This window comes from Mesorhizobium sp. LNJC394B00 (genome assembly GCF_000502555.1).
Classification (GTDB): domain Bacteria; phylum Pseudomonadota; class Alphaproteobacteria; order Rhizobiales; family Rhizobiaceae; genus Mesorhizobium.
The window spans coordinates 285,564-306,682 of sequence record NZ_AYWH01000007.1; the positions used below are offsets into that span (position 1 = coordinate 285,564).

Sequence of the window (21,119 nt, forward strand, 5' to 3'; positions counted from 1 at the left end):
GGTGGCGACGGTGACGGTGACGGACGGCGATGCCGACGTCGTCTCGCAGCAAAGCACGAGCTCGGGTGGGCTATCGCTGACCTTCAACGACACCGACCCAACGATCACGAAACCGTTCGACGCTGATCCCATTACTGCGGGCATCCAAACCCCCGAGCATCTGGGCAACGCGGCAGGCCAGACGGCCAGCGGGAACTTCGGGTACGATATGACGGACAAGCACACGGCCGCAGAGTATTTGGCGGGCATCAGCGACTTTGTCGATACCGATGGTGGTCTGTTGGGGACCCAGATCGGGCTCACCGGCACGATCACCGGCGGCGGCGGTGGTAGTATCCTGACGCCGAACGTTACGCTCGCGACGGAGACCGACACCTCCGCGACGTTCAACTTCAGCTTCACCTACGACAAGGACCCTGCGGATAACGTCCAGACAGGCACGGCGGGCGGCACCCTCGTCTTCGACAAGGTTTTGGACACTTATACGATCACCCTGACCGACCCGCTCGAAGGCTTCAGCTTCGACCTTGTCCACACCAGTGAGCTCTTGTCCAAGCAGCCCACGGGCAACACAGGCCACCCGCAGATCGTATTGGAAAAGTTGCAGGCGGATGACCCGAACACGGCGGCTGACGAAGACTTCTTCGTGCAGTTCACGGCGAACTCGGTCACCAACAAGACCGGGTTCGGTCTTAACACGACCGGCGACAGTGACGGCCCGAACGCGACACCCGCTGACAAAGCGTGGAACCCCGGCGATCTGGTCACCAACAACCACGAGGATTGGGTGTCTGCGACGCAGACCACCAACGGTGTGGCCGGTGACACGATCCAGAAGGGCGAACTGCTCACGTTGCGGTTCTTCGACAACAACGTCGGTATCGCAGCCGAGGTGCTGCAAACGCCGCAGACCTCGGCCTTCGCCGGCAGCATGGCCATCAAGTTCGACGGCATCGGCAACAGCGAGGACCTGATGCTGATCCTCAACCTGGCCGACAACGGTGCCGACAACATCTTCGGCACCGCGGACGACACCTCGATCACGCGGGCTATGTACGTGTCGAACGGCGATATCTACAAGATGGGTCAGGTCCCGTCCCCCTACAATTCAGAGTTCACGCTCGACAACAATGACGGCCTCGTGATCATCGAGCAGAACGACTACAACGCAGCCGGCGAAGAGTACTTGCTGCAAGGTGTCCAGATCATGCAGTCGGGTAACGGGATCACCGGCAACGGCACGGCGATAGACCTGAACAGGGCGACCGGCGCGACCGGCGGGAGTAATGCGACCAGCAGCCTGGTGAACTTCGACGGCACCGACAACGACGTGCTGAAGATCGTGGACATCGCCTTCAGCACGACCGTGACCGAGACGCCATCAGCCAGTCTCGACTTCGCCTTCCAGGTGGCGGACGCGGACGGGGATATGACAGACATGCAGCACATACTTGTCGACGTCGCCTGACAGCTGACCGACGGGGGCGGCCAGCGCCGCCCCCGTATCAGCATCCGCGATCAGTTGCATGGGGGACGTCGTTTCAATGAAGAAAACCAAACAACCGCGCCCTGCCCTGCAGGTGGTGATGAAAGAGGCCAGACGCGCCATCCGGCCGCTTATCTGGTTCAGCGGCGGCATCAACGTGCTGATGCTGACCGGGGCGTTTTATATGCTTCAGGTCTATCACCGCGTGTTGTCCAGCCACAGCCTGGAGACGTTGGTGATGCTGTCGCTGATGGCGGCGGCGGCACTCGCGACAATGGCGGGGCTGGAAGTGGTCCGCGGCCGTCTTCTGGCTACCGTCGGATCGTGGATGAACGCGCGGTTGGGACCAGTTCTCCTGACGGCATCGGTCGAATATGCCGCCTCGGCGCCCGGTCAGGCCAACGCCCGTCCGTTGCGCGACCTGGATCAGGTGCGCAATTTCTTCACCAGCCCGAGCATCTTCCCGATCCTCGACGCGCCTTGGGCACCGCTGTTTTTCGCCGCCATATTCTTCATGCACCCCTGGCTTGGCTGGTTGGCGCTGGGCGGCGGGATCGTCCTGTTCGCGTTGGCGTTGCTCAACGAATACATCACACGCAGGCCGTTGACCGAGGCCGCAAGCGCACAGTCGCAGGCATACGTGCAGGCTGAGGCGGCAATCCGCAACGCCGAGGTCGTCCAGGCGATGGGCATGTTGAAGCCACTGATGGAGGGCTGGAAGGCGCAGCAGGACGAGGCAAACAAGGGACAGGTTCTTGCCGCCAATCGTGGCGGCGTCATCGCGGCCATCGCGCGTTGTCACCGGCAGGCCCTGCAGATGGCGATACTGGGTCTTGGCGCCTATCTGGTCCTTCGCAACGAGGCTTCACCTGGCATCATGATCGCCGCCTCGATCCTGATGGGGCGCGCATTGTCCCCGGTCGAGCAAGCGATCGGCACATGGAAGGCGACGGTGGGAGCGCGTGCCGCTTACCGGCGTCTCACCGCAGTCGCTGGACAGCATCTGGAGGTCACAGCGGTTCTGCCGCTGCCACGGCCGAAAGGCAGGTTCGAGGCCGAGAACCTTGTGCTTGGCCGCCAGGGTGGCGAGCCTATCCTGAAAGGGATCAGCTTCCAGCTCAAGCCCGGTGAAGCAATGGCGTTGATCGGCCCGAGCGGGGCCGGCAAGACAAGTTTGGCGCGAATACTGGCCGGTGCCTGGCGTCCATCCGGGGGGCGTGCCTTGCTGGACGGCATGGATGTTGCACAATGGGCGGCGGAGGACCGTGGTCACCATGTCGGTTACCTGCCGCAGGACATCGAACTCTTCGCCGGCACCGTCTCCGAAAACATCTGCCGCTTCGCGACACTCAACCCGGCGGTCTTCAACAACGTGGTCAAGGCCGCGCAGTTGGCGGGCGTTCACGAACTGATCAAGGGGCTGCCGAAGGGTTATGCCACCGAGATTGGCGAATCCGGCGCGGTGCTGTCAGGCGGGCAGCGCCAACGCATCGGGCTGGCGCGGGCACTCTACGGCGACCCGCCGCTCATTATCCTGGACGAGCCCAATTCCAACCTCGACCGCGACGGTGAGGACGCATTGATCGCAGCCCTTGGCGCGGTCAAGGCGGCGGGCGCGACCGTTATCCTGATCGCGCACCGACCAAACATCATGGAGAAAGTTGACAAGATATTGGTTCTCAACCGGGGCCAGCAAGATCTCTACGGTTCGCGCGACCGTGTCTTCAACGAACTCGCCGCGCGCATCCGCCAGGTCAATCAAATACCGGCGGCCCCGGCGCCAGAGATCTCCACCACCGTGATCGGCGTCAGCAATGGTGCAAGTCCCTCTCCAAAGCGTACGTTGGGCACGACTGTCGTGGCGAACCAGGCATGAAAACGAGAACCGATATGAACGTCGTGCCGTTACCCCTCCCACCACCCTCCCTGCTGGAACCGGTACCCTTGCGTCTTGCGGGCGTGACGTCTACCGGTTTCGCGATCATGGTCCTGTTCTTCGGCGTCGCCGGGGGTTGGGCGGCGCTGGCGCCATTGGACAGCGCCGCCGTGGCGCCGGGCGTTGTCAAGGTCGCCGGCGATCGCAAGCTCATCCAGCACCTCGAGGGCGGCATCATCGCGGAACTGAACGCCGCCAACGGTGATATCGTCACGGCCGGCAAGGTTCTCGTCCGGCTCGACGATACACAGGCAAAGGCGCAGCTTGACCTGATCCAGAACCGGATAGCCACGCGAGAGGCGCTGGCCGCGCGTCTGAGGGCCGAGCGTGACGACAAGGCCGAGATTGCGTTTGATCCGGCGTTGCTTGCAAACCCCGCCGCCGCCGTAAGGGACGCGGTGGCCGCGCAGCGCGACGTGTTCGCGGCGAAGCACCACAATCTGAAGGACGAACGGGAAATTCTCAGCCAGCGCCGTCAGCAGACCGAGGAAGAGATAACGGGACTGGAGCAGCTTATCGTCACCAAGGACAAGCAGATCGAGGCGATCGAGGGGGAAACCAAAGACCTCGAGAGGCTACTCAAAAAGGGGCTGACCACCCGCGAGCGGAACCTGTTGCTCAGACGACAACAGCAGGAGCTCGAGGGCGAGCGCGCCACCAACATCGCCGCAATCGCTCGTGCCAGAAGCGCCATGGCCGAGATCGACATGCAAATCCTGAACCTCGGCACTGTACGGCTGAATGAGGCCGTCGATGAGTTGACCAAGGTCGAGGCGGAGTTGTTTGACCTCAGACAGGGGGAGCGCGCCGCCAGGGACGTGCTTACCCGCACCGATGTCGTCGCACCGGTTGACGGCATCGTCATGGATCTGAAGGTCCACACCGCGGGCGGTGTCGTGAAACCCGGCGAGACGTTGATGACAGTCGTACCGCTCGGGCAACAACTCGTGGTCGAGGCCATGGTCAAACCAGAGGATGTCGAGACGATCACCGCCGGTCAGCCCGCGCGCGTCAGCTTCCCGGCCTTCGCACGCTACAACCTGCCGCCGCTCGATGGCGTCGTGGAGATCGTGTCGGCCGACCGCATGGTGGACGAGCGCAGCGGGGCACCGTATTTCGCCGCGACCGTGTTGATCGACAAAAGCGAGCTCGCCAAGCTGGAAGGCCGCAAGCTGCTGCCCGGCATGTCGAGCGAGGCGATGATCCGGACGGGTGCTCGCACCGTGCTTGCGTACCTCGCCGAGCCGATCACGCAGAACTTCCGCCGGGCAATGCGGGAAAAATAGTCAGGCCGCTCTGCTGGCCCACAGCACGCCGCGCTCGAAGATGGTGCGCATTTGCGGGACGGAAAACTCATCCGCGGTGTGGCCGAGCGCGCTGAAGAAGACGCGGCCCTTGCCATAGCGGCGCTTCCAGACCACGGGCATGACGACGCCGTCGATGAAGTCGAGATGCTCACCGCTGAACGTCGTCGTCGCCAGCACCTCGTTGCTCGGGTCGACATGCATGTAATACTGCTCGGAATGGTAGGCGAAACCCTCGATACCCCTGACGATCGGATCGTCGCTGATGATGTCGACACGGTAGTCGATGATGTCGCCGGGGTGCGCGACCCATTGGCCGCCGGTCATGAACTGATAGTTCGGCTCGTTGCGAAAACTGTCGCCCATGGTGCCGTGGAAGCCGGCAAGGCCGGTCCCGCCGCTGACGGCGGCGGCGAGGTTTTGCAGCTCCGGTTTATCGATCGTCGACATGGTGATCACCGGCACGATCAGATCGATGGCCGGGAGCTGCGGATCGGCAAGCGCCGATGTGCCCTCTTCTGTCCGCACCTCGAAGCCATGCCCGGTCAATATCTCGCTGACGACAGCGGCGCTGCGAGCCGGCGTGTGGCCTTCCCATCCGCCCCAGAAAATCAGTGCCGTCTTGCTCATGCTCGTCTCTCCTTTGGTCGGCAATATTGATAGGCAAGCGGAACGCTTTTGTCTTCCCTTCCATGATGGGCATTCTGGGACGGGCATTTCTGGTCGGAAATCACGACCCGGCGATGAATTCCGTGGATGAGGACCGATTGGCCGCGCTGGCGTCTTGTTTCAATGCCGGGCTGCACTCAAATCAGCTGTCTTCGCGTTTGCGCAGACATCGGTCCGATCCGCCGCAACCAGCCGGAGCCTTCCGGGGAGACCGCTCTATGAGTTTCGACCAGACGACTGTCGCCGCTTATCTGGAAGTCATCACCATCAACCTTGTGCTGTCTGGCGACAATGTCGTGGTGATCGGCATGGCGGCCGCAGGCCTTGCCAAGGCGTTGCGGCAGAAGGCGATCATCGCCGGCATTGCCGCGGCGGCGGTGATCCGCATCGTCTTTGCGGTGATCGCGGTGCAGCTGCTTGAAATTCCGGGCATCATGCTGGTCGGCGGCATGCTTTTGTTCTGGGTGTGCTGGAACATGTTCCAGGAGTTGCGCTCGGCCGGCGACGGCGAGGACGTCGACAATGAAGCCGCAGCACTTGCGACGGCGCGGCCGGCCAAGGCGCTGCGCACCGCGATCCTGCAGATCGTCGTCGCCGATGTCTCGATGTCGCTGGACAATGTGCTGGCCGTGGCGGGCGCCGCCGCCCACGACATGAATGCGCTGGTGTTCGGTCTCATCCTGTCGGTGGTTCTGATGGCGGTCGCCTCGACGCTGGTGGCGGCGCTGCTTGCCAGGTATCGCTGGATCGGCTGGCTCGGTCTGGCAATCATCGTCTATGTCGCGGGAAATATGACTCTGGACGGCGTCGAGCAGATGAGAACGGTCGACTTCCACGCGCTGCTCTCGCCAGTTGCAAGCTAGATCCTCCTGGCGATCAAATGATATCGAAAATCCGCCCTGGGTTGAGAATGTTGTGCGGATCGAACGCCACCTTCAGCCGGCGCATGGCTGATAGTTCGGCGTCGCTGCGCACGAGGTTCAGCCATTTCTTCTTGTCGAGGCCGATGCCGTGCTCGGCCGAGACGGCGCCACCGCATGCCGCCACGCCGCGATAGATGATCTCATAGGCGGCCGCCGGTTCCGTGGTGTCGACCTGATAGTGCAGATTGCCGTCGCCGAGATGGCCGAAGACGTAGATCTCGGCGCTGCTGTCGACGGCGTGGATCGCGGCTTCGGCGTTGCGCAGGAAATCCGCCATGGCCGCCAACGGGATGCTAATGTCGACGCCGAGCATTCCCTCGATCGCAAACAGGAATCGGTTAGCCTCTTCGCGCACATCCCATAGCGCACGGAATTCGCGTGGCGACTGCGAGACGACCACGTCGTCGACGATGCCGTCCTCGACCGCCTGCATCAGCACCGAAGCGAAACGCTCGCCGTCCAGCTCGGCCTGGCTGCCCTGGATCTCGGCCAGCACATAGACGGGCGCGCCGACAGGCAGCGGCGCCGGCGCGGCCATGCCGGCAATCATGGCGCCGTAGAGCGGCGAGAAGTTTACCTCATAGGCCGAAAGCAAGGGCCCGAGCCGCTGCTTGAGCAGGTCGAGCAGCGCAATGGCCGCCTCCAGCGAGCCAAGGGCGCAAAAGGCGGCAACCTCGGTGGCGGGCTTGGGATGCAGCCGCAGGCAGGCGCGAGTAACCACGCCCAGCGTGCCTTCGCTGCCAATGAAAAGCTGGTTGAGATCGTATCCCGAATTGTCCTTGGCCAGGCCACACAACGAAGTCAGGATCGAGCCGTCGGCAAGCACGGCCTCCAGCCCCAGAACCTGGGCGCGGTACATGCCGTAGCGCAGCACGCGAATGCCGCCAGCATTGGTGGCGATGTTGCCGCCGACCGTCGCCGTGCCGCGCGCGCCGATATCGACGCCGAACATCAGGCCGGACGCATCGGCCGCTTCCTGCACCATTTGCAGCGGCGCGCCGGCTTCCGCGATGATGGTTGCCGCGGCGCGGTCGGGCGCTTCGACCGCGGTCATGCGCTCCAGCGACAGCACCGCTTCGCCCGGCTGCACGCGCGCGCCGCCGGCCAGCCCGGTGCGGCCGCCATGGACGACCAGCTTCTGGCCGATACCACTGCACAGGCGCAGGATTTCGGCGACGTCGGCGGCGTTGCGCGGACGCAAGACCAGTTCGGGCTGGCCGCCGCCCTTGCCGGAGAGGTCGTCGCCATAGCGCGGATCGATAGCATCGCCGATCACAACCGCGGCGGCATCGAGCCGACGATATAGCTGGGAAAGAAGCCGATCGATCTGTTGTGTCATGGTGCCTGGACTATTCAGCGCTCATCGTGACCGAGACCTTGATGCGGGACAATTTTCTCGTCAATTGAACAAATTTACGCACGGTATAATCTGTCATTTCGCGTTGAACCCACTGACGTTTCCTGTAAATTTCGTCTGCCGTTGCGTGGCGGACGCCCCGGCTGCAGGACCGTGGGCAGCGTCAAGGGATGACCGAGGTTCTGGCGCGTGCCAGACGAGGGATTGAATGCCGATGACGCACAAGACGATGGAGGATTTCGCCCGCTCCTGCGGCGTCTCCAGGCCGACGCTGTCGAAATATTTCGACGATCCGACCAGCGTCAAGCCGGCAACGCGCAAGCGCATCGAAGAGGCGTTGCGCTCGTCCGACTACCAGCCCAATCTGTTTGCCCGCAACCTCAACCGCAAGCGCACCCGCGCCATCGGCATTGTCGTACCGACGGTCACCGATCCCTTCTATTCCGAAATGGTCAGCCGCATCGAACTTCGGCTGCGCGACGAGGGCTACTGGCCGATCGTCATCTCCTCGCATGGCTCAACCGAGCTCGAAATGGAGGCGACACGTACCATCCTGTCGCTGAAAGTTTCGGGCGCGCTGATCGCGCCGCTCGGCTTGCGTTCGGACCGGCGCACGCTGGAGAAGCTGACCCAGACAATGCCGGTCGTCTATTTCGACACCTATCTTGAAGGCGGCACGCCCTTTGTCGGCAACAACAATGCCCAGAGCGTCTCGACCATCGTCGACTATCTCTGCCGCTCCGGCGACGCCCCGATCTATTTCGACATCCCGCATGTCAATCACAATTCGCCGGAGCGCCTGAACAGTTACGTCGCCGCGATGCGTCAGCTTGGCCAGGAGCCGGTGGTTATCGGCAACACCCGAGACTACACATGGGATTTCGAGCGCATCGGCTACGAGCAGATGGAACAGATGCTCGGGGCCAGCGGCCTGCCGGGCAAGACCAGAGGTCTGCCCGGCAAGACCATACTGTGTGCGAATGACCGCCTGGCCTTCGGCGTGATGGCGGCAGCCTTCGCGAAAGGGCTGAAGATCGGCCGCAAGGCCGATTGCGACCTGCGTATCGCCGCCCATGACGACCATCCGCTGAGCCGCTACACCTGCCCCGCACTGACCACCATCGCGCAGGATTTTGCCGCCATGGCGGGGCGCAGCGTCGAGACATTGCTCGCTCTGCTCAACGAGGATAGGGCAAACGTCGCGCCGAAGGTCAGCCTCGACGCGGCCCTGGTGATGCGTCAGTCCGCTTGAGCCTTTCCAAAGGCAGGATCGAAGCTTCGCCACGCGGCAATGGCGGCGGCAACCGCCTGTCTCGCTGCCGGGCCGTGACGGCCCATCGAGACGAAGCCGTGGATCTGACCGGGCCAGTGTTCCAGCACGACCGGCACGCCGGCCTGCTGCAGACGCCTGGCATAGGCCTCGCCTTCGTCGGCGAGGATGTCGTGACCGGCGATGGCGATGAAGGTGGGCGGCGCACCGGCGAGGCTTTCCGCCTTCAGCGGTGAGGTACGCCAGTCGCCGATGTCGGCGGCATTGCGGATATAATGGTCGCGGAACCAGGCCATGGTCGAGGCGGTCAGGCCAAAGCCTATGGCGAAGCGGCGATAGCTGTCCGTCGTCTGCCCGGCATCGGTGTTGGGATAAAACAGCAGCTGCGCTGCCGGCGGATTTTTGTCCCGCCGCGTGAGCAGGCCGAGCACCGTAGCGAGATTGCCGCCGGCGCTGTCGCCGGCAACCGCAATGCGGGCAGCCTCGATGCCGAGCTCGTCCGCGGCGCTTTGCATGTAAGCAAGTGCCGCTCGGCAATCCTCTATTGCCGCCGGGAATTTGTGTTCCGGCGCCAGCCGGTAGTCGACGGAAACGACGACAGCGCCTGCCTCGTTCGCGAACCAGCGGCAGATCTCGTCATGCGAGTCGAGATTGCCGATCACCCAGCCGCCGCCATGGAGATAGAGCAGCGCCGGAGCGCCTGCCGAAGGCGCGCCCTGCCCGCGATAGATCCTGAGCCTCAGCGGACCGCCGGGTCCTGCAATGATGCGCTCGCTGATCGACGCGACCAGCTCGCGCTCGCCTTGCAGGGTCGGGAAGCCTTCATTGTAGGCACGGCGCGCCTGCTCAGGCGTTCCCGTTTCGAACGGCGGCGCGCCGGCCTGGCTGCCGAGCTCGAGCACATGCCGGGCCTCCGGATCTAGGGGCGACGGGGACGGTGGCGATGGCGTCACGGGCGAACCTCCGTCAGGCAAGCAGGGTTGCGGCTTCGTCTTCGCCAAGCAGCGGCGGCTGGTCGACCGTGCCGTTGACGGCAACCGAGCCACGGCTTTCGCCCGAAGCCAGGATCGCCTCCATGATCTCAAGCACATGCAGCGCCAGCTCACCGGAGGCGCGCGGCTTTCTGCCCGCGGCCAGCGCGCGCGCCAGATCGGCGACGCCGAGCATGCGGTAATTGGCGCGGTCGGGCGCGGAATAGGGCCAGTTGCGGGCGCCATACAATTCGCTCTCGCTGGCGAAATCGGCCCAGTCGGCGCCACGTTCCGACAGCGAGACCGTGCCGCCGAACGTGTCGGGATCGGGTAGCCTGAGCGAGCCTTCGGTGCCGTGCAGTTCAATGGGATGGTTGGAGTGTCTGAAAACATCCCATGAGGCGCCGAAGGTGACGGTGGCGCCCGAGCGGAATTCGAGCAGCGATATTATGTTGGTCGGCGTGCCGACCTTGAATGTCGTGTTCTTGAACGGCCCGTCGGCCGTGATCAGCCTCTCCTCCTGGCCGCGCGTCGCCATCGCCATGACGCGCTCGACCGGCCCGAGCAGATTGACCAGCACGGTCAGGTAATAGGGACCCATGTCGAACACCGGACCGCCGCCGGGCTGATAATAGAATTGCGGATTGGGATGCCAGTGCTCCATGCCCCGTCCCATCATGAAAGCGGTGCCGGTCACCGGCTTGCCGATCGCGCCGTCATCCATCAGCCGGCGCGCGCGGCGGCCGGCTGCACCCAGGAATGTGTCCGGCGCCGAGCCGATCAGCAGGCCGCGCTTCGCGGCCTCGGCGACAAGGCGGCGGCCGTCGGCGGCAGAGGTTGCCAGCGGCTTTTCGGTGAAGACATGCTTGCCCGCCGAGAGCGCTGACAACGAAATGTCGAAATGCGCCGCCGGGATGGTCAGGTTCAGCACGAGGTCGATGTCGGGGTCGGCGAGCAGCGTGTCGACGCCAATCGCTCGGATGCCGTATTCGCTGGCGCGCAGCTCGGCCATGTCAGCGGAAATGTCGGCGCAGGCGCGTAGCTCGACACCACCGAAGAGCGCTGCATTGCGCAGATAGGTCATCGAGATGTTGCCGCAGCCGATGACACCGATGCCGAGCTTTGTCTCTGACTTTCCGTGCATTTCCAGCTTTCCTCCGAAGCCAAGGGCATGCTGCACGAACGTTGCAGTTCCCACGCCCCCCCGCAATCCGCTATACAGGATTTTAAATGTTGACGCGCGTAAAATTTTTATAGAGCTTATGAGAATTCTGGCGCGCATTGGGAGGCCGCCAGCGCGAGGAGGAGAACATGACCGGCATGAAAAACGGCCGACGGCCGCTGCGAAGCCCGTGGGTCATGCGCGTCTTCCGTCGCGCATCAGAGACCGGGACGGCTTCAGGCATAGATCACCTTGGCCCCGACCCTATCAAGCTCACCGCGTATTGGACCGGGCAGGCCATCGTCGGTGATCACCACATCGACGGCCGACAGCGAAAATGCCTTGGACGTCCCGCTGACGCCCCATTTGCTCGAATCGGCGAGCAAGACAACGCGCCGGGCCATGCGAACGAGGTTTCGCTTCGTCCGCGCCATGTCTTCGTTCACGTCGACCACATCCAGTGACGAGTCTATCGCATGCGCTCCAACAAATACCTGATGCGCTACCAGGCCGCCGAGAGCCGTATCGGCATCGGTGATCAGCGTGCTCACCGTGTCGGGATAGACCCGGCCGCCGATCATATGAACGTCGAGCCCGGGACGATGCATAAGATGCTGCACGATATTCATGGCCGTGGCCGCGACCACGACATTGCTGAGCGGCGGTAACTGCATGGCAAGCTGCATCAATGTCGAGCCGCCGTCGAAGATGACCGACTGGTTGTCCTCGAACAGGTCCAGCGCCGCCCGGGCGATGCGCTTCTTTGCGTCGAGGTTGGTCTGCATCCGCCGGGCGAACGCGGCCGTCGTAGAATCGGTGGTCCGGGTCACCGCTCCTCCACGGGTCTTGGTCAGCAGTCCCTTGCGGTCCAGTATTTCGAGGTCCGAGCGCACCGTGACCTCCGACACGCCAAACCCGTCCGACAGGTCCTTGATGCGAACCTGTCCGCTGCGTTGCACCTCGCCCAGGATCGATTGGCGTCTCTGCTCCGACAACATTGCCCTGCCCTTGCCTTCCCGCGCCAGGCAATCGCCCTGGCCTTGGCTCACCTTACCGAAAAATATGGAGATTCGAAAGCTTTCGAAAGATTGTTTTTCTTTTTTCTTTCGGAAACACTGGATCGAGCATTTTTAAATCAACCGATCAGGGAATTTTGGACTCATGAGCCTAGGAACCAAGGTGCGCCTCGCGCGCCTCTTCTCGCATCCATCGGGGAACCTTTTTGGCGGCGCGGTCGACCACTTCGTCGGCTATGGCGACGTGCGCAAAGGCGGCCTTGCCGACCTGCCGGGTGCGCTCGCACGCGTCATGGCGGGCAAACCCGACTACGTCAGCATCCAGCCTGGCACCGCGCGCCATCTGTGGCCGCAATATGCGGGCAAAGCTTCCTTGGTGATTCAGGCGGGCTGCTTCACTGCGGACGATCGCATCAGCGAGTTGATCGCAACGCCCGAGGACGCGGTGCGCGCGGGGGCCGATGCGTTGGCCGTGGCCATTCCGGTGCGCGGCGCGACGGAGGGAAAATACATACGCTGGCTGACCGATTCGGTGAATGCGGCGGCCCGCTACGGCATGCCTGTGGTGGCGCATATCTACCCTCGCGATTTCACCGAGGGGGCAAAGATCGTCTTCACCCCCGACGAGATCGCCTATGCGGCGCGCATCGGTTACGAGTCCGGCGTCGACGTGATCAAAATCGGCTACACCGGCGATTTCGAGTCGTTCCGGGAGACCGTCCGGACCTGCCCGGTGCCGGTTGTCATCGCGGGCGGTCCAAAGACCGATACGCTGCTCGGCGCGCTTCAGCAGACGGCGGACGCCATCCGTGCCGGCGCGCGCGGCGCCGTGGTCGGCCGCAATCTCTGGGGGCACGGCGATCCGGAGAAGGCAGCGCTTGCCTTTCGCGGCGTCATCCATGACGGCCTTTCGGCGCAAGACGCCCTGGCGAAGGCGGGTGCCTGAACGATGCCCACCATCCCCTCGATCCTCGGCTTCGGCGCTATTGCGATCGACGACATCGTCTACGTCGATCAGCCATTGTCGGCGGGCAAGGGTAAGGTTCTGCAAAGTACCCGCGCCTTCGGGGGAAATGTCGCGACGGCGCTTGCCGCCGTCGCGCGGCTCGGCGGAACCGCCGGGTTCATCGGATGGCTGGCCAGTGCCGCGGACGACGCGGTGCAGCTCGATCTCGTTGCAAGCGGTATCGAAACCGCATTCGCGCCACGCCATCCCGACGCGCGCCCGGTGCACTCGCGGATCACCGTCGGCTCGGATGGGGAACGGTTCATCGCGTATGACGACGATGCGATGCTGGGCACCGCTCCGGACTTTCCGGACGATATCCTCAGCCGCGCGACCGTCCTGATCGTCGATAGCTATGCGACCGGGTCGCTGGATGTCGTGGCTCGGGCTTGCGACCTCGGCCTTGCGATCCTCGGCGACATCGAATGGAGCAGCGGTCCCGCCACGGAGCGGCTGATCGCGCTCTGCGACCATCTCATCCTTCCACTTAGCTTTGCACGGACTGCCACGGGGCGCCGATCGCCTGCCGAGATGCTCGATGCCTTGTGGTTGCCATCGCGGTCCGCGGTGGTTCTGACCGATGGCGGCAGAGGTGTGTACTATCGCGGCCGTGAAGAGACAGGTCTCTGGCACCTGCCCCCGCACCGGGTTGCGGTCGTCGACTCCACAGGCGCGGGTGACTGCTTTCATGGCGCCTATGCCCATGTGTTGACGCGCGGAGCCGACACTGCGGGCCGGGTGGCATTCGCGGCCGCGGCGGCGGCCGTTTCGTTAACGGGGCGTGGCGGGCGCGAGGCGCTTCCGACCGAGGACCAGGTCACGCAACTCCTGGCATCGGCGAACGCGCCGTCAGCAGTCGACCTGAAAAATGCGCATGTGGATGCTGGAGCATGACCTGAAACGATCCGACGAAACGTTTCGCAGGCGAACACAAGCCCAGGAGAATCATAAAAATCAGGGCTTATATTTGGGAGGGAGGAATATGGCAGAAGTCATTCTTGAGAATATCTGCAAAACCTACGGGAACAGTTTTCGCGCAATCGACCAGTTGAACCTGTCGGTTAAGGACGGCGAGTTCTTGATCCTCGTCGGGCCTTCCGGCTGCGGCAAATCCACGGCGTTGCGAATGATCGCGGGGTTGGAAGACATCACCAGCGGCAGCCTTCGGATCGGCGGGGTCGACGTCGTCGACATGCCGCCCAAGGACCGCGACATCGCGATGGTGTTCCAGAGCTACGCGCTCTACCCGCATATGACGGTATCCGAAAACATCGCCTTTTCGATGCGGCTGGCAGGCAAGCCGAAGGCCGAGCGCAAGAAGCGCGTGGACGAGATCGCCAAAACTCTTCAGCTGACGTCTTTGCTGGACAGCAAACCCGCGAACCTGTCAGGCGGGCAGCGTCAACGGGTTGCCATGGGCCGCGCCATGGTGCGCGAGCCGGCCGCCTTTCTCATGGACGAGCCGCTTTCCAATCTGGATGCGAAACTGCGTGTGCAAATGCGCGCCGAAATCACCAGCCTGCAAAAGCAGCTCGGCGTCACGACCATTTACGTGACCCACGATCAGATCGAAGCGATGACGATGGGCGACAGAGTCGCGGTGTTGAAAGGCGGTGTGCTGCAGCAGGTCGACACACCCAAGAGGCTCTATGAATCGCCGGTTAACGCCTTCGTTGCCGGCTTCATCGGCTCTCCTTCGATGAACCTTTTCGAGGCGACCCTGAAGGGCGGCGAGCTCGCTTTTCGCGACTTCGCCGTCCGGCTGCAGGATGCAGCCTTCGTGCGCAGGCCGGCCTTGAGGTCGTATGCGGGACGCAAGGTCGTGTTCGGGATCAGACCGGAGGATCTTTATGACAGCAGCCTTGAATCCGGTCGCAAGTTTCAGACGATACCGGCCAGGGTGACCTCGATCGAGGAACTCGGCTCCGAACAGATCGTCCACATGAACATCGACGCGGTCCGGGTGGACTCCGGCGATCCGGATGCGGTGGACGATTTCGGCCTGGCGTCGAACGCGGTGGCGAGGTTCGAGCCGATCAGCGCCGTCCGCTCCGGCTCGGAAATCCGGTTGGCCGTGGATGATGCCAAGTTCCATTTCTTCGATCCCGAAACGCATCTGGCGATCTGAAGATCTGCGGAAGACCGCAGGCGGGAGCGAGGTGCCTGCGGAAGATACAAGAAGGCTTCTGAATGAACAGACGATCGTCCGCATTGTGCGGCCGATCTTGAAGAAGGAGGAGAAAATGATGTTTCGGATACGACCCGCGATGCTGAAAATAGCCGCGGCCGCATGGTTGCTTGGTGCAACCGGCGCCATGGCGGACACGACGCTGGAATTCACCCAATGGTGGGAGCCCGAATTGCCGGCCGGCTCGCTCAGGGCAATCATGAACGACTTCGAGGCTGCAAACCCCGGCATCAAGGTGACGCTGGTCAGCGGTCCCTATGCGACCACGCGAGACCAGATCTCGGTCGGCGCCGCAACCGGAACGCTTAGCGACGTCGTCGGTCTCGACGGCGCCTGGGTGAACAATCTGAACGCGCAGGGTGCGCTGGCCGACATGAACCCGATGATGGATGCGAGCGGGTTCGACAAGACCCAGGTCGCGGATATCATCAAGGTGGACGGCAAGGCGGTGATGTTTCCCGTGGCTTCGTTCGTCTATCCGGTCTTCGTCAATCTGGACCTCGCCGCCCAGGCAGGCGTGACCAAGCTGCCGTCGACCCGCGGGGAGTTTCTCGAAGCCGCCAAGAAGATGACCCACGCCGACAAGAACCAGTATGGCTGGGTGCTGCCCTTGTCGCTGCAAACGCCGTCCGGTGTCCAGAACGACCTGATGTCGTGGGTCTGGGCCTCGGGCCAATCGATGATGGTTGAAGGCAAGCCGGCTCTCGAGGGCAAGCCGGTCGTCGATATGCTCACCTTCGTCAAATCGCTGAACGACGCCGGCGTCATCTCGCCCGGCATTGCCACCAAGACCGAGCAGGAAAAGGTCGAGGAATTCGTCAACGATCGGGTCGGGATGATGATCGACTCGCTCGCGCATGTGAACCTTATTCGCGAACGCAATCCCAAGCTGAACTTCGACCTCATCCCGGTCCCGGTCGTGGCGGACTACAGCGGCAAGCGCGGCCTTCCCTACGCCTCCTGGGGCATCGGCATCTCCGCCGCCTCGAAACATCAGGATGAAGCCTGGAAGCTCGTCCAATATCTGATGAGCGAAAAGGTGAATGCCAAGCTCGTGTCGCTTGCAAACGCCTTCCCGGGCAACGTCAACGCCAAGCCCGATTTCGTGACCTCGGACAAGGCTTTCGCCAAGGCTTTCGAAATCTTCAAGACCGGCTATCTCGCCAACGAGTTCACGGGCCTGCCGGTGGCTGAAGACCTGATGACCCAGTTCGACGTGGAGGCTCAGAAGATGCTTGCCGGCGAGCAGTCTCCGGAACAAGCCGCAACCAACGCTCAAAAGGGCTGGATGGCGAAATTCTGAGCGGCCCATTGCCCGTTTGCTATCTTCCACCGGGTGGCCCGGCCTCGCCAGGCCACCCGTCAACAACGGATCGGCAATTTGAGATGGACCTTTTTTTGAAGCGCACCTTCCTCTTGAAGGCACATCCCAGGGATCGCACATGACCGGGCAGAAGCGCTCCCACCATCGACTGAAACGAGCGGTCGCACCCTATCTCTATCTGTCACCCTCGCTCCTCATAATCGGCCTGTTGATGCTGCTGCCGATGGTGACGGTGATTGGCTATTCGTTCCAGAACAGCGCGGTGCTGCGTCGCGACCCGTCCTTTGCCGGATTGAAACACTACCAGGCGATCTTTGCCGATCCGGTGTTCTGGGCCTCGCTGTGGCACACGCTCTACTTCACCTGCATGAGTGTCGTCTTCCATATGACCATCGGCATGCTCTTCGCACTCATGCTGAACAGCGACCGCATCAATCCGACGCTGCGCAATGTCCTGCGCGTGCTCTACATACTGCCCTGGCTGTTCACCGCGGTGATTATCGCGGTGATCTGGCGCCTGCTGCTTGAGCCGAACGGTGTCGTCAACAGCGTTCTCATGCAGATGGGCATCATCGGTTCCAAGGTCGAGTGGTTTTCCTCGCCCGCGACCGCGCTGCACGCCGTCACCTTCGCCAATATCTGGGCGGGCTACCCGCTTTTCATGGTCAGCCTGCTCGCAGGCTTGCAGGGCATTCCCAAGGATTTCTACGAGGCCGCCGATATCGACGGCGCGAAGGCCTACCAGAAGCTGATCTTCATCACCATTCCGCAGCTGATGCCGATCATCATCAGCATCTCGCTGCTCGACTTCATCTGGACCATGCAGGTCTTTCCATTGATCTGGATAACGACGGGTGGCGGTCCGATCTACTCGACCGAGGTCCTCAGCACCTACACGTACAAGCTGGCGTTTTCGAGCTACAACCTGTCGCAGGCCTCGGCGAGCGCCGTGGTCATCCTGCTGATCTCTCTCGGCCTGACGCTGTTCTACATCCGCTATCAAAAGGCTCGGTAGTCACATGAGGAAAAGACACACACCGAAAGACAGGCTGATCACCGCCGCGCTCCATGTCGCGCTTGCCGCAGGCCTCTTGTTCGCGGCCTTCCCGATCTACTGGATGCTGAGCAGCTCGTTCAAGTCGAATACCGAAATCTTCGCCCTGCCGCCAACCGTCCTGCCGAAGGCCTTCACGCTGGAAGCGTATGCGGCCATCCTTGGTGATCCGGTAAAGCTGCGCTTCTTCTTCAACAGCTACTTCGTCGCCGGAGCGGTGACCGTGCTGACGGTGCTGATCGCCTTGCTGGCAGCCTATGGGTTCAGCCGTTTCAATTTCCGCGGCAAGGGCAGCCTCAACACTCTCATCATCAGCACGCAGACGATCCCGCCGATCACGCTTTTGATCCCCTTCTTCGGGCTTGTCGTCTCGTATGGCATCTTCGACACCTATGTCGCGCTGATCCTGACCTATCTGGTGTTTACGCTGCCCTATGCGATCCTGCTGATGACGGGATATCTGAACACCTTGCCCCGCGACCTCGATGAAGCGGTGGCTGTCGACGGCGGCACCAGTTGGACCGCACTGTGGCGGGTGATCGTCCCGATTTCACTGCCTGGTATCGTGGCGACGTCGGTCTACACCTTCCTGTTGTGCTGGAACGAATTTCTCTTTGCGCTGACACTGACGAAGTCGACGTCCATGCGCACCGTCCCGATCGGCATCCAGTTGTTGATGGGGCAACACGCCTTCGAATGGAACCAGATGATGGCGATGAGCGTGCTCGGCTCGCTGCCGCTCCTGGTCATCTACCTGGTTGCCCAGAGGTTCTTCCTCGCCGGCATGACCGCGGGCTCGGTCAAGTAGGGTATCCCTCGAACGGAGGTGGAATCAAGGAATGAAAGGATGACCGTGAAAGACCTGAAAGTCGGCTGCCAGACCTTTACCTGGGAAATGCTGGGCGACCGTTTTGCCGGCGGCCCGGACGATCTGCTCAAGGCGATCGCCAATGGCGGCTATGCCGGCATCGAGATTACCGACACGATGATCGGCCGCTATGCCGGCAAGCCAAAGGAGTTCGCGGCCGCGCTGAAATCATCCGGGCTGACGCTCGTCTCCTTCGCCTTCGGCTCCAAGAGCGGTTTCACGCTCAGGGATGAGATCGGCGCCGACCTCGAGACCGCCAAACGCTGGATCGACTTCGCCGCCGCCTTTCCCGGCGCGCTGGTGTCGATGGGCTCGGCCACGATCGTTTCCGACGGGCCGCGCGACGACAAGTTTGCCATCGCCGCCGAGGTCTACAACAAAGCCGGCGAGCTCGGGCGCGAGGCCGGCGTCCAGGTCGCGGTGCATCCAAGCTCGCATCACAACACGCTGCTGTTCGACCGCGCCGACTACGACCGCATCTTCGGGCTGCTCGACGCCTCGCTGGTGGGCTGGGTGCCCGACACCGGCCACATCTTGCGCGGTGGCCAGGACATGGCGGATACGCTCACCACTTATCGCGACCGCATCCGCTATGTGCATCTGAAGGATGTCGACGCGAATGGAACCTGGGCGATGCTCGGCAAGGGCGTCTGTGACACGGCGAAGGTGATCGAGATCGCTGGTGCTGCACCCAATTTCAACGGCTGGCTGGTGCTGGAGGAAGAGTCCGAAACGGCCGCCGCCGACCCTGCCGGCGCGGTCAAGACCAACCGCCAGACAATGCGCGGCTACGGAGCCTGAGACGATGACGACGAACAAGCCCCTGTCCGGCCCCGCCGCAATTGCCGCCCTGCCGCGCAACCGGCTTATCGGCGAGTTTTCGCTGTGGTCGGCCGACCTCGCCAATATGGAGCGCGATTTGAAGCGCATCGAGACCCATGCCGATGTCCATCATATCGACGTCGCCGATGCCCGCTTCACCCCTGGCTTCCTGTTCTTCCCGGATCTGGTGGCGCACATCGCCAAGCTCACCGCAAAGCCTGTCCATGTCCATTTGATGGTCGAAGCCGAGATCGTCGAGGAACAGACGCGCCAGTTCATCGAGGCCGGCGCCGACCTGATCAGTGTGCACGCCGAAAACGGCGAGACCGGTCTGCGTGCCGTGAAACTGGCGCGTGAACTCGGGGCCGAGGCCGGCGTGGTGCTGCGGCTGGAAACACCGGTCGCGGCCGTCACGCCGTTCCTGCCGGAAGTGGCGTTCGTGACGCTGCTCGGCACTTCCATCGGCGTCAAGGGCCAGAGCCTGTCCGATCAAGCGTGTCCGCGCCTGATCGAGGCGCGCGCGCTGATGCGCAAAGCCGGCCGCGAGGCCGACATCGTGCTCGCCGCCGATGGCGGCATCCGCCACGAGACCGTGCCGCTGCTGCGCGCCGCAGGTGCGGAAACCGTGGTGCTGGGCTCGCTGGCCTTCGGCGATCCCGACCTTGCCCGGCGCATGGCCTGGCTGCACGGGCTGGAGGTCGCCGCCTGATGACCAAGCTTGCGCTCGCCTTCGATCTCGGTGGCACGGCGCTGCGCGGTGCGCTGGTCGAAAGCGATGGCCGTATCGTCGCTCATGCTTCAGCGTCGACGCTTGCCGGTGCGGGATCGGAGGCGGTGATCAGCCAGATCGTCGCTTTGGCAGGCACGCTGCTTAGGGAACACCCGCAGGCAAAGGTCGCCGGCATCGGCGTCGGTGCGCCGGGGCCACTCGACCCCAAGGCGGGGATCGTCATTGCGCCGCCAACGCTGGCCGGCTGGCATGATGTGCCGCTGATCGACATTCTGGGGCGGCATTTCGGCCTGCCGGTGCGGCTGGAAAACGACGCCAATGCGGCGGCGCTCGGCGAATGGCGTTTTGGCGCCGGACGCGGCAGCGGATCGCTGGTGTTCGTGACCGTATCGACCGGCATTGGCGGCGGCGTCGTCGCCGATGGCCACATCTATCACGGCAGGCGCGGACTGGCGGCCGAGATCGGCCACATGACCATCACCGGTGAAGGCGACCGCTGCTTTTGCGGCGCCATCGGCTGCTTCGAGGCCGTTGCCTCCGGAACCGCGCTCGGCCGCCGCGCCACGCGACTGACCGCGCCGGGCGACGGCTCGCTCTTACGACGGCTGTCAAATGATGGCGACGTCTCGGCCAGGCATGTCGTAGAGGCTGCCAAGGCCGGCGACGCCAACGCTCTCGACCTGATCGAGGCGGAAGCACAATGGCTGGGCATCGGCTTCACCAACCTGCTTCATCTCTATTCGCCCGATCTGATTGTCATGGGAGGCGGCCTTTCCAACGGGTTCGACCTTCTGGCACCGTCGATCAGAGCGGTCATCCAGCAGCGGGCGATGCCGGCCTATCGCGACGTGCCGATCGTGCAGGCTGAACTCGGCGACCGGGCCGGGCTGATCGGCGCCGCCAGCCTGATCCTGTGGGAAGGCGAACCGGGTGCGCCGCTGGCGATGGCGCAGGACGACAAGGACAGAGGCGCGACAGCCGATGCCACGGAGGCACGCCATGGCTGAACTCGAGCTGCGCGGCGCGCGCGAAG

General features: G+C 63.1%; 19 protein-coding genes. 14 read left to right on the plus strand and 5 right to left on the minus strand.

Annotated elements, in window-relative coordinates; all coding sequences use genetic code 11:
- Positions 1-10: 10 nt before the first annotated feature.
- The 3 genes from X751_RS142265 (at position 11) to X751_RS142255 (ending at position 4,708) form a co-directional block, all read left to right on the plus strand.
- The gene (locus tag X751_RS142265) at positions 11-1,468 is read left to right on the plus strand and encodes a hypothetical protein (protein ID WP_245265814.1); all 1,458 of its coding nucleotides are present in this window, start codon (positions 11-13) and stop codon (positions 1,466-1,468) included.
- Between the two features lie 76 nt (positions 1,469-1,544).
- A complete protein-coding gene (locus tag X751_RS142260) occupies positions 1,545-3,362 on the plus strand; it encodes a type I secretion system permease/ATPase (RefSeq protein WP_023745602.1) in 1,818 nt (605 codons plus the stop codon).
- 14 nt (positions 3,363-3,376) lie between these two features.
- Positions 3,377-4,708: an HlyD family type I secretion periplasmic adaptor subunit gene (locus tag X751_RS142255; RefSeq protein WP_245265815.1), complete on the plus strand. Its 1,332-nt coding sequence runs from the start codon at positions 3,377-3,379 to the stop codon at positions 4,706-4,708.
- Here the strand turns inward: X751_RS142255 and X751_RS142250 are convergent, their stop codons facing one another.
- The gene (locus X751_RS142250) at positions 4,709-5,356 is read right to left on the minus strand and encodes a ThuA domain-containing protein (protein WP_023745604.1); all 648 of its coding nucleotides are present in this window, start codon (positions 5,354-5,356) and stop codon (positions 4,709-4,711) included.
- Between the two features lie 257 nt (positions 5,357-5,613).
- Here X751_RS142250 and X751_RS142245 point away from each other — a divergent pair, with 257 nt between their 5' ends.
- Positions 5,614-6,258 carry a YjbE family putative metal transport protein gene (locus X751_RS142245; RefSeq protein WP_023695266.1) on the plus strand — a complete coding sequence of 215 codons (645 nt, stop codon included), beginning with the start codon at positions 5,614-5,616 and terminating at the stop codon, positions 6,256-6,258.
- A 13-nt stretch (positions 6,259-6,271) separates the two neighbouring features.
- Here the strand turns inward: X751_RS142245 and X751_RS142240 are convergent, their stop codons facing one another.
- Positions 6,272-7,657 (minus strand): FAD-binding oxidoreductase, encoded by a 1,386-nt coding sequence (locus X751_RS142240; RefSeq protein ID WP_023745605.1) that lies wholly within the window; start codon positions 7,655-7,657, stop codon positions 6,272-6,274.
- Positions 7,658-7,883: 226 nt separating this feature from the next.
- Between X751_RS142240 and X751_RS142235 the strand changes: the two genes are divergently transcribed.
- The gene (locus tag X751_RS142235; RefSeq protein WP_023745606.1) at positions 7,884-8,927 is read left to right on the plus strand and encodes a LacI family DNA-binding transcriptional regulator; all 1,044 of its coding nucleotides are present in this window, start codon (positions 7,884-7,886) and stop codon (positions 8,925-8,927) included.
- Here X751_RS142235 and X751_RS142230 read toward each other — a convergent pair.
- From X751_RS142230 to X751_RS142220, 3 genes are all read right to left on the minus strand, one after another.
- Positions 8,915-9,847, minus strand: coding sequence for an alpha/beta hydrolase (locus X751_RS142230; RefSeq protein WP_023745607.1), 933 nt, complete (start codon positions 9,845-9,847; stop codon positions 8,915-8,917). The two genes, X751_RS142235 and X751_RS142230, sit on opposite strands and share 13 nt — an antisense overlap.
- 64 nt (positions 9,848-9,911) lie before the next feature.
- On the minus strand, positions 9,912-11,060 hold the full coding sequence (locus X751_RS142225) for a Gfo/Idh/MocA family oxidoreductase (RefSeq protein ID WP_031247188.1): 1,149 nt from the start codon (positions 11,058-11,060) through the stop codon (positions 9,912-9,914).
- 254 nt (positions 11,061-11,314) lie between these two features.
- The gene (locus X751_RS142220) at positions 11,315-12,076 is read right to left on the minus strand and encodes a DeoR/GlpR family DNA-binding transcription regulator (protein WP_023682641.1); all 762 of its coding nucleotides are present in this window, start codon (positions 12,074-12,076) and stop codon (positions 11,315-11,317) included.
- Between the two features lie 163 nt (positions 12,077-12,239).
- On the opposite strand from X751_RS142220, the gene X751_RS142215 reads away from it, so the two are divergent.
- The 9 genes from X751_RS142215 to X751_RS142175 all read left to right on the plus strand — a co-directional run bounded on the left by X751_RS142215 (position 12,240) and on the right by X751_RS142175 (position 21,093).
- Positions 12,240-13,040 carry a class I fructose-bisphosphate aldolase gene (locus X751_RS142215; protein ID WP_023745610.1) on the plus strand — a complete coding sequence of 267 codons (801 nt, stop codon included), beginning with the start codon at positions 12,240-12,242 and terminating at the stop codon, positions 13,038-13,040.
- Positions 13,041-13,043: 3 nt separating this feature from the next.
- On the plus strand, positions 13,044-13,994 hold the full coding sequence (locus tag X751_RS142210; protein ID WP_023745611.1) for a PfkB family carbohydrate kinase: 951 nt from the start codon (positions 13,044-13,046) through the stop codon (positions 13,992-13,994).
- 88 nt (positions 13,995-14,082) lie between these two features.
- On the plus strand, positions 14,083-15,228 hold the full coding sequence (locus tag X751_RS142205; protein ID WP_023745612.1) for an ABC transporter ATP-binding protein: 1,146 nt from the start codon (positions 14,083-14,085) through the stop codon (positions 15,226-15,228).
- Positions 15,229-15,343: 115 nt separating this feature from the next.
- Positions 15,344-16,591 (plus strand): sugar ABC transporter substrate-binding protein, encoded by a 1,248-nt coding sequence (locus X751_RS142200; protein WP_031247191.1) that lies wholly within the window; start codon positions 15,344-15,346, stop codon positions 16,589-16,591.
- Between the two features lie 139 nt (positions 16,592-16,730).
- Entirely contained in the window at positions 16,731-17,627 is an 897-nt protein-coding gene (locus X751_RS142195; RefSeq protein ID WP_023729220.1) for a sugar ABC transporter permease, read from the plus strand.
- A 4-nt stretch (positions 17,628-17,631) separates the two neighbouring features.
- Complete coding sequence (locus tag X751_RS142190; protein WP_023745614.1) at positions 17,632-18,474, plus strand: carbohydrate ABC transporter permease; 843 nt, start codon at positions 17,632-17,634, stop codon at positions 18,472-18,474.
- A gap of 39 nt (positions 18,475-18,513) precedes the next feature.
- Positions 18,514-19,335, plus strand: coding sequence for a sugar phosphate isomerase/epimerase (locus X751_RS142185; protein ID WP_023745615.1), 822 nt, complete (start codon positions 18,514-18,516; stop codon positions 19,333-19,335).
- A 4-nt stretch (positions 19,336-19,339) separates the two neighbouring features.
- Entirely contained in the window at positions 19,340-20,065 is a 726-nt protein-coding gene (locus X751_RS142180) for a ribulose-phosphate 3-epimerase (RefSeq protein ID WP_023745616.1), read from the plus strand.
- A complete protein-coding gene (locus X751_RS142175) occupies positions 20,065-21,093 on the plus strand; it encodes an ROK family protein (protein WP_023745617.1) in 1,029 nt (342 codons plus the stop codon). The genes X751_RS142180 and X751_RS142175 overlap by 1 nt, the downstream gene beginning before the upstream one ends.
- The last annotated feature ends 26 nt before the right edge of the window (positions 21,094-21,119 follow it).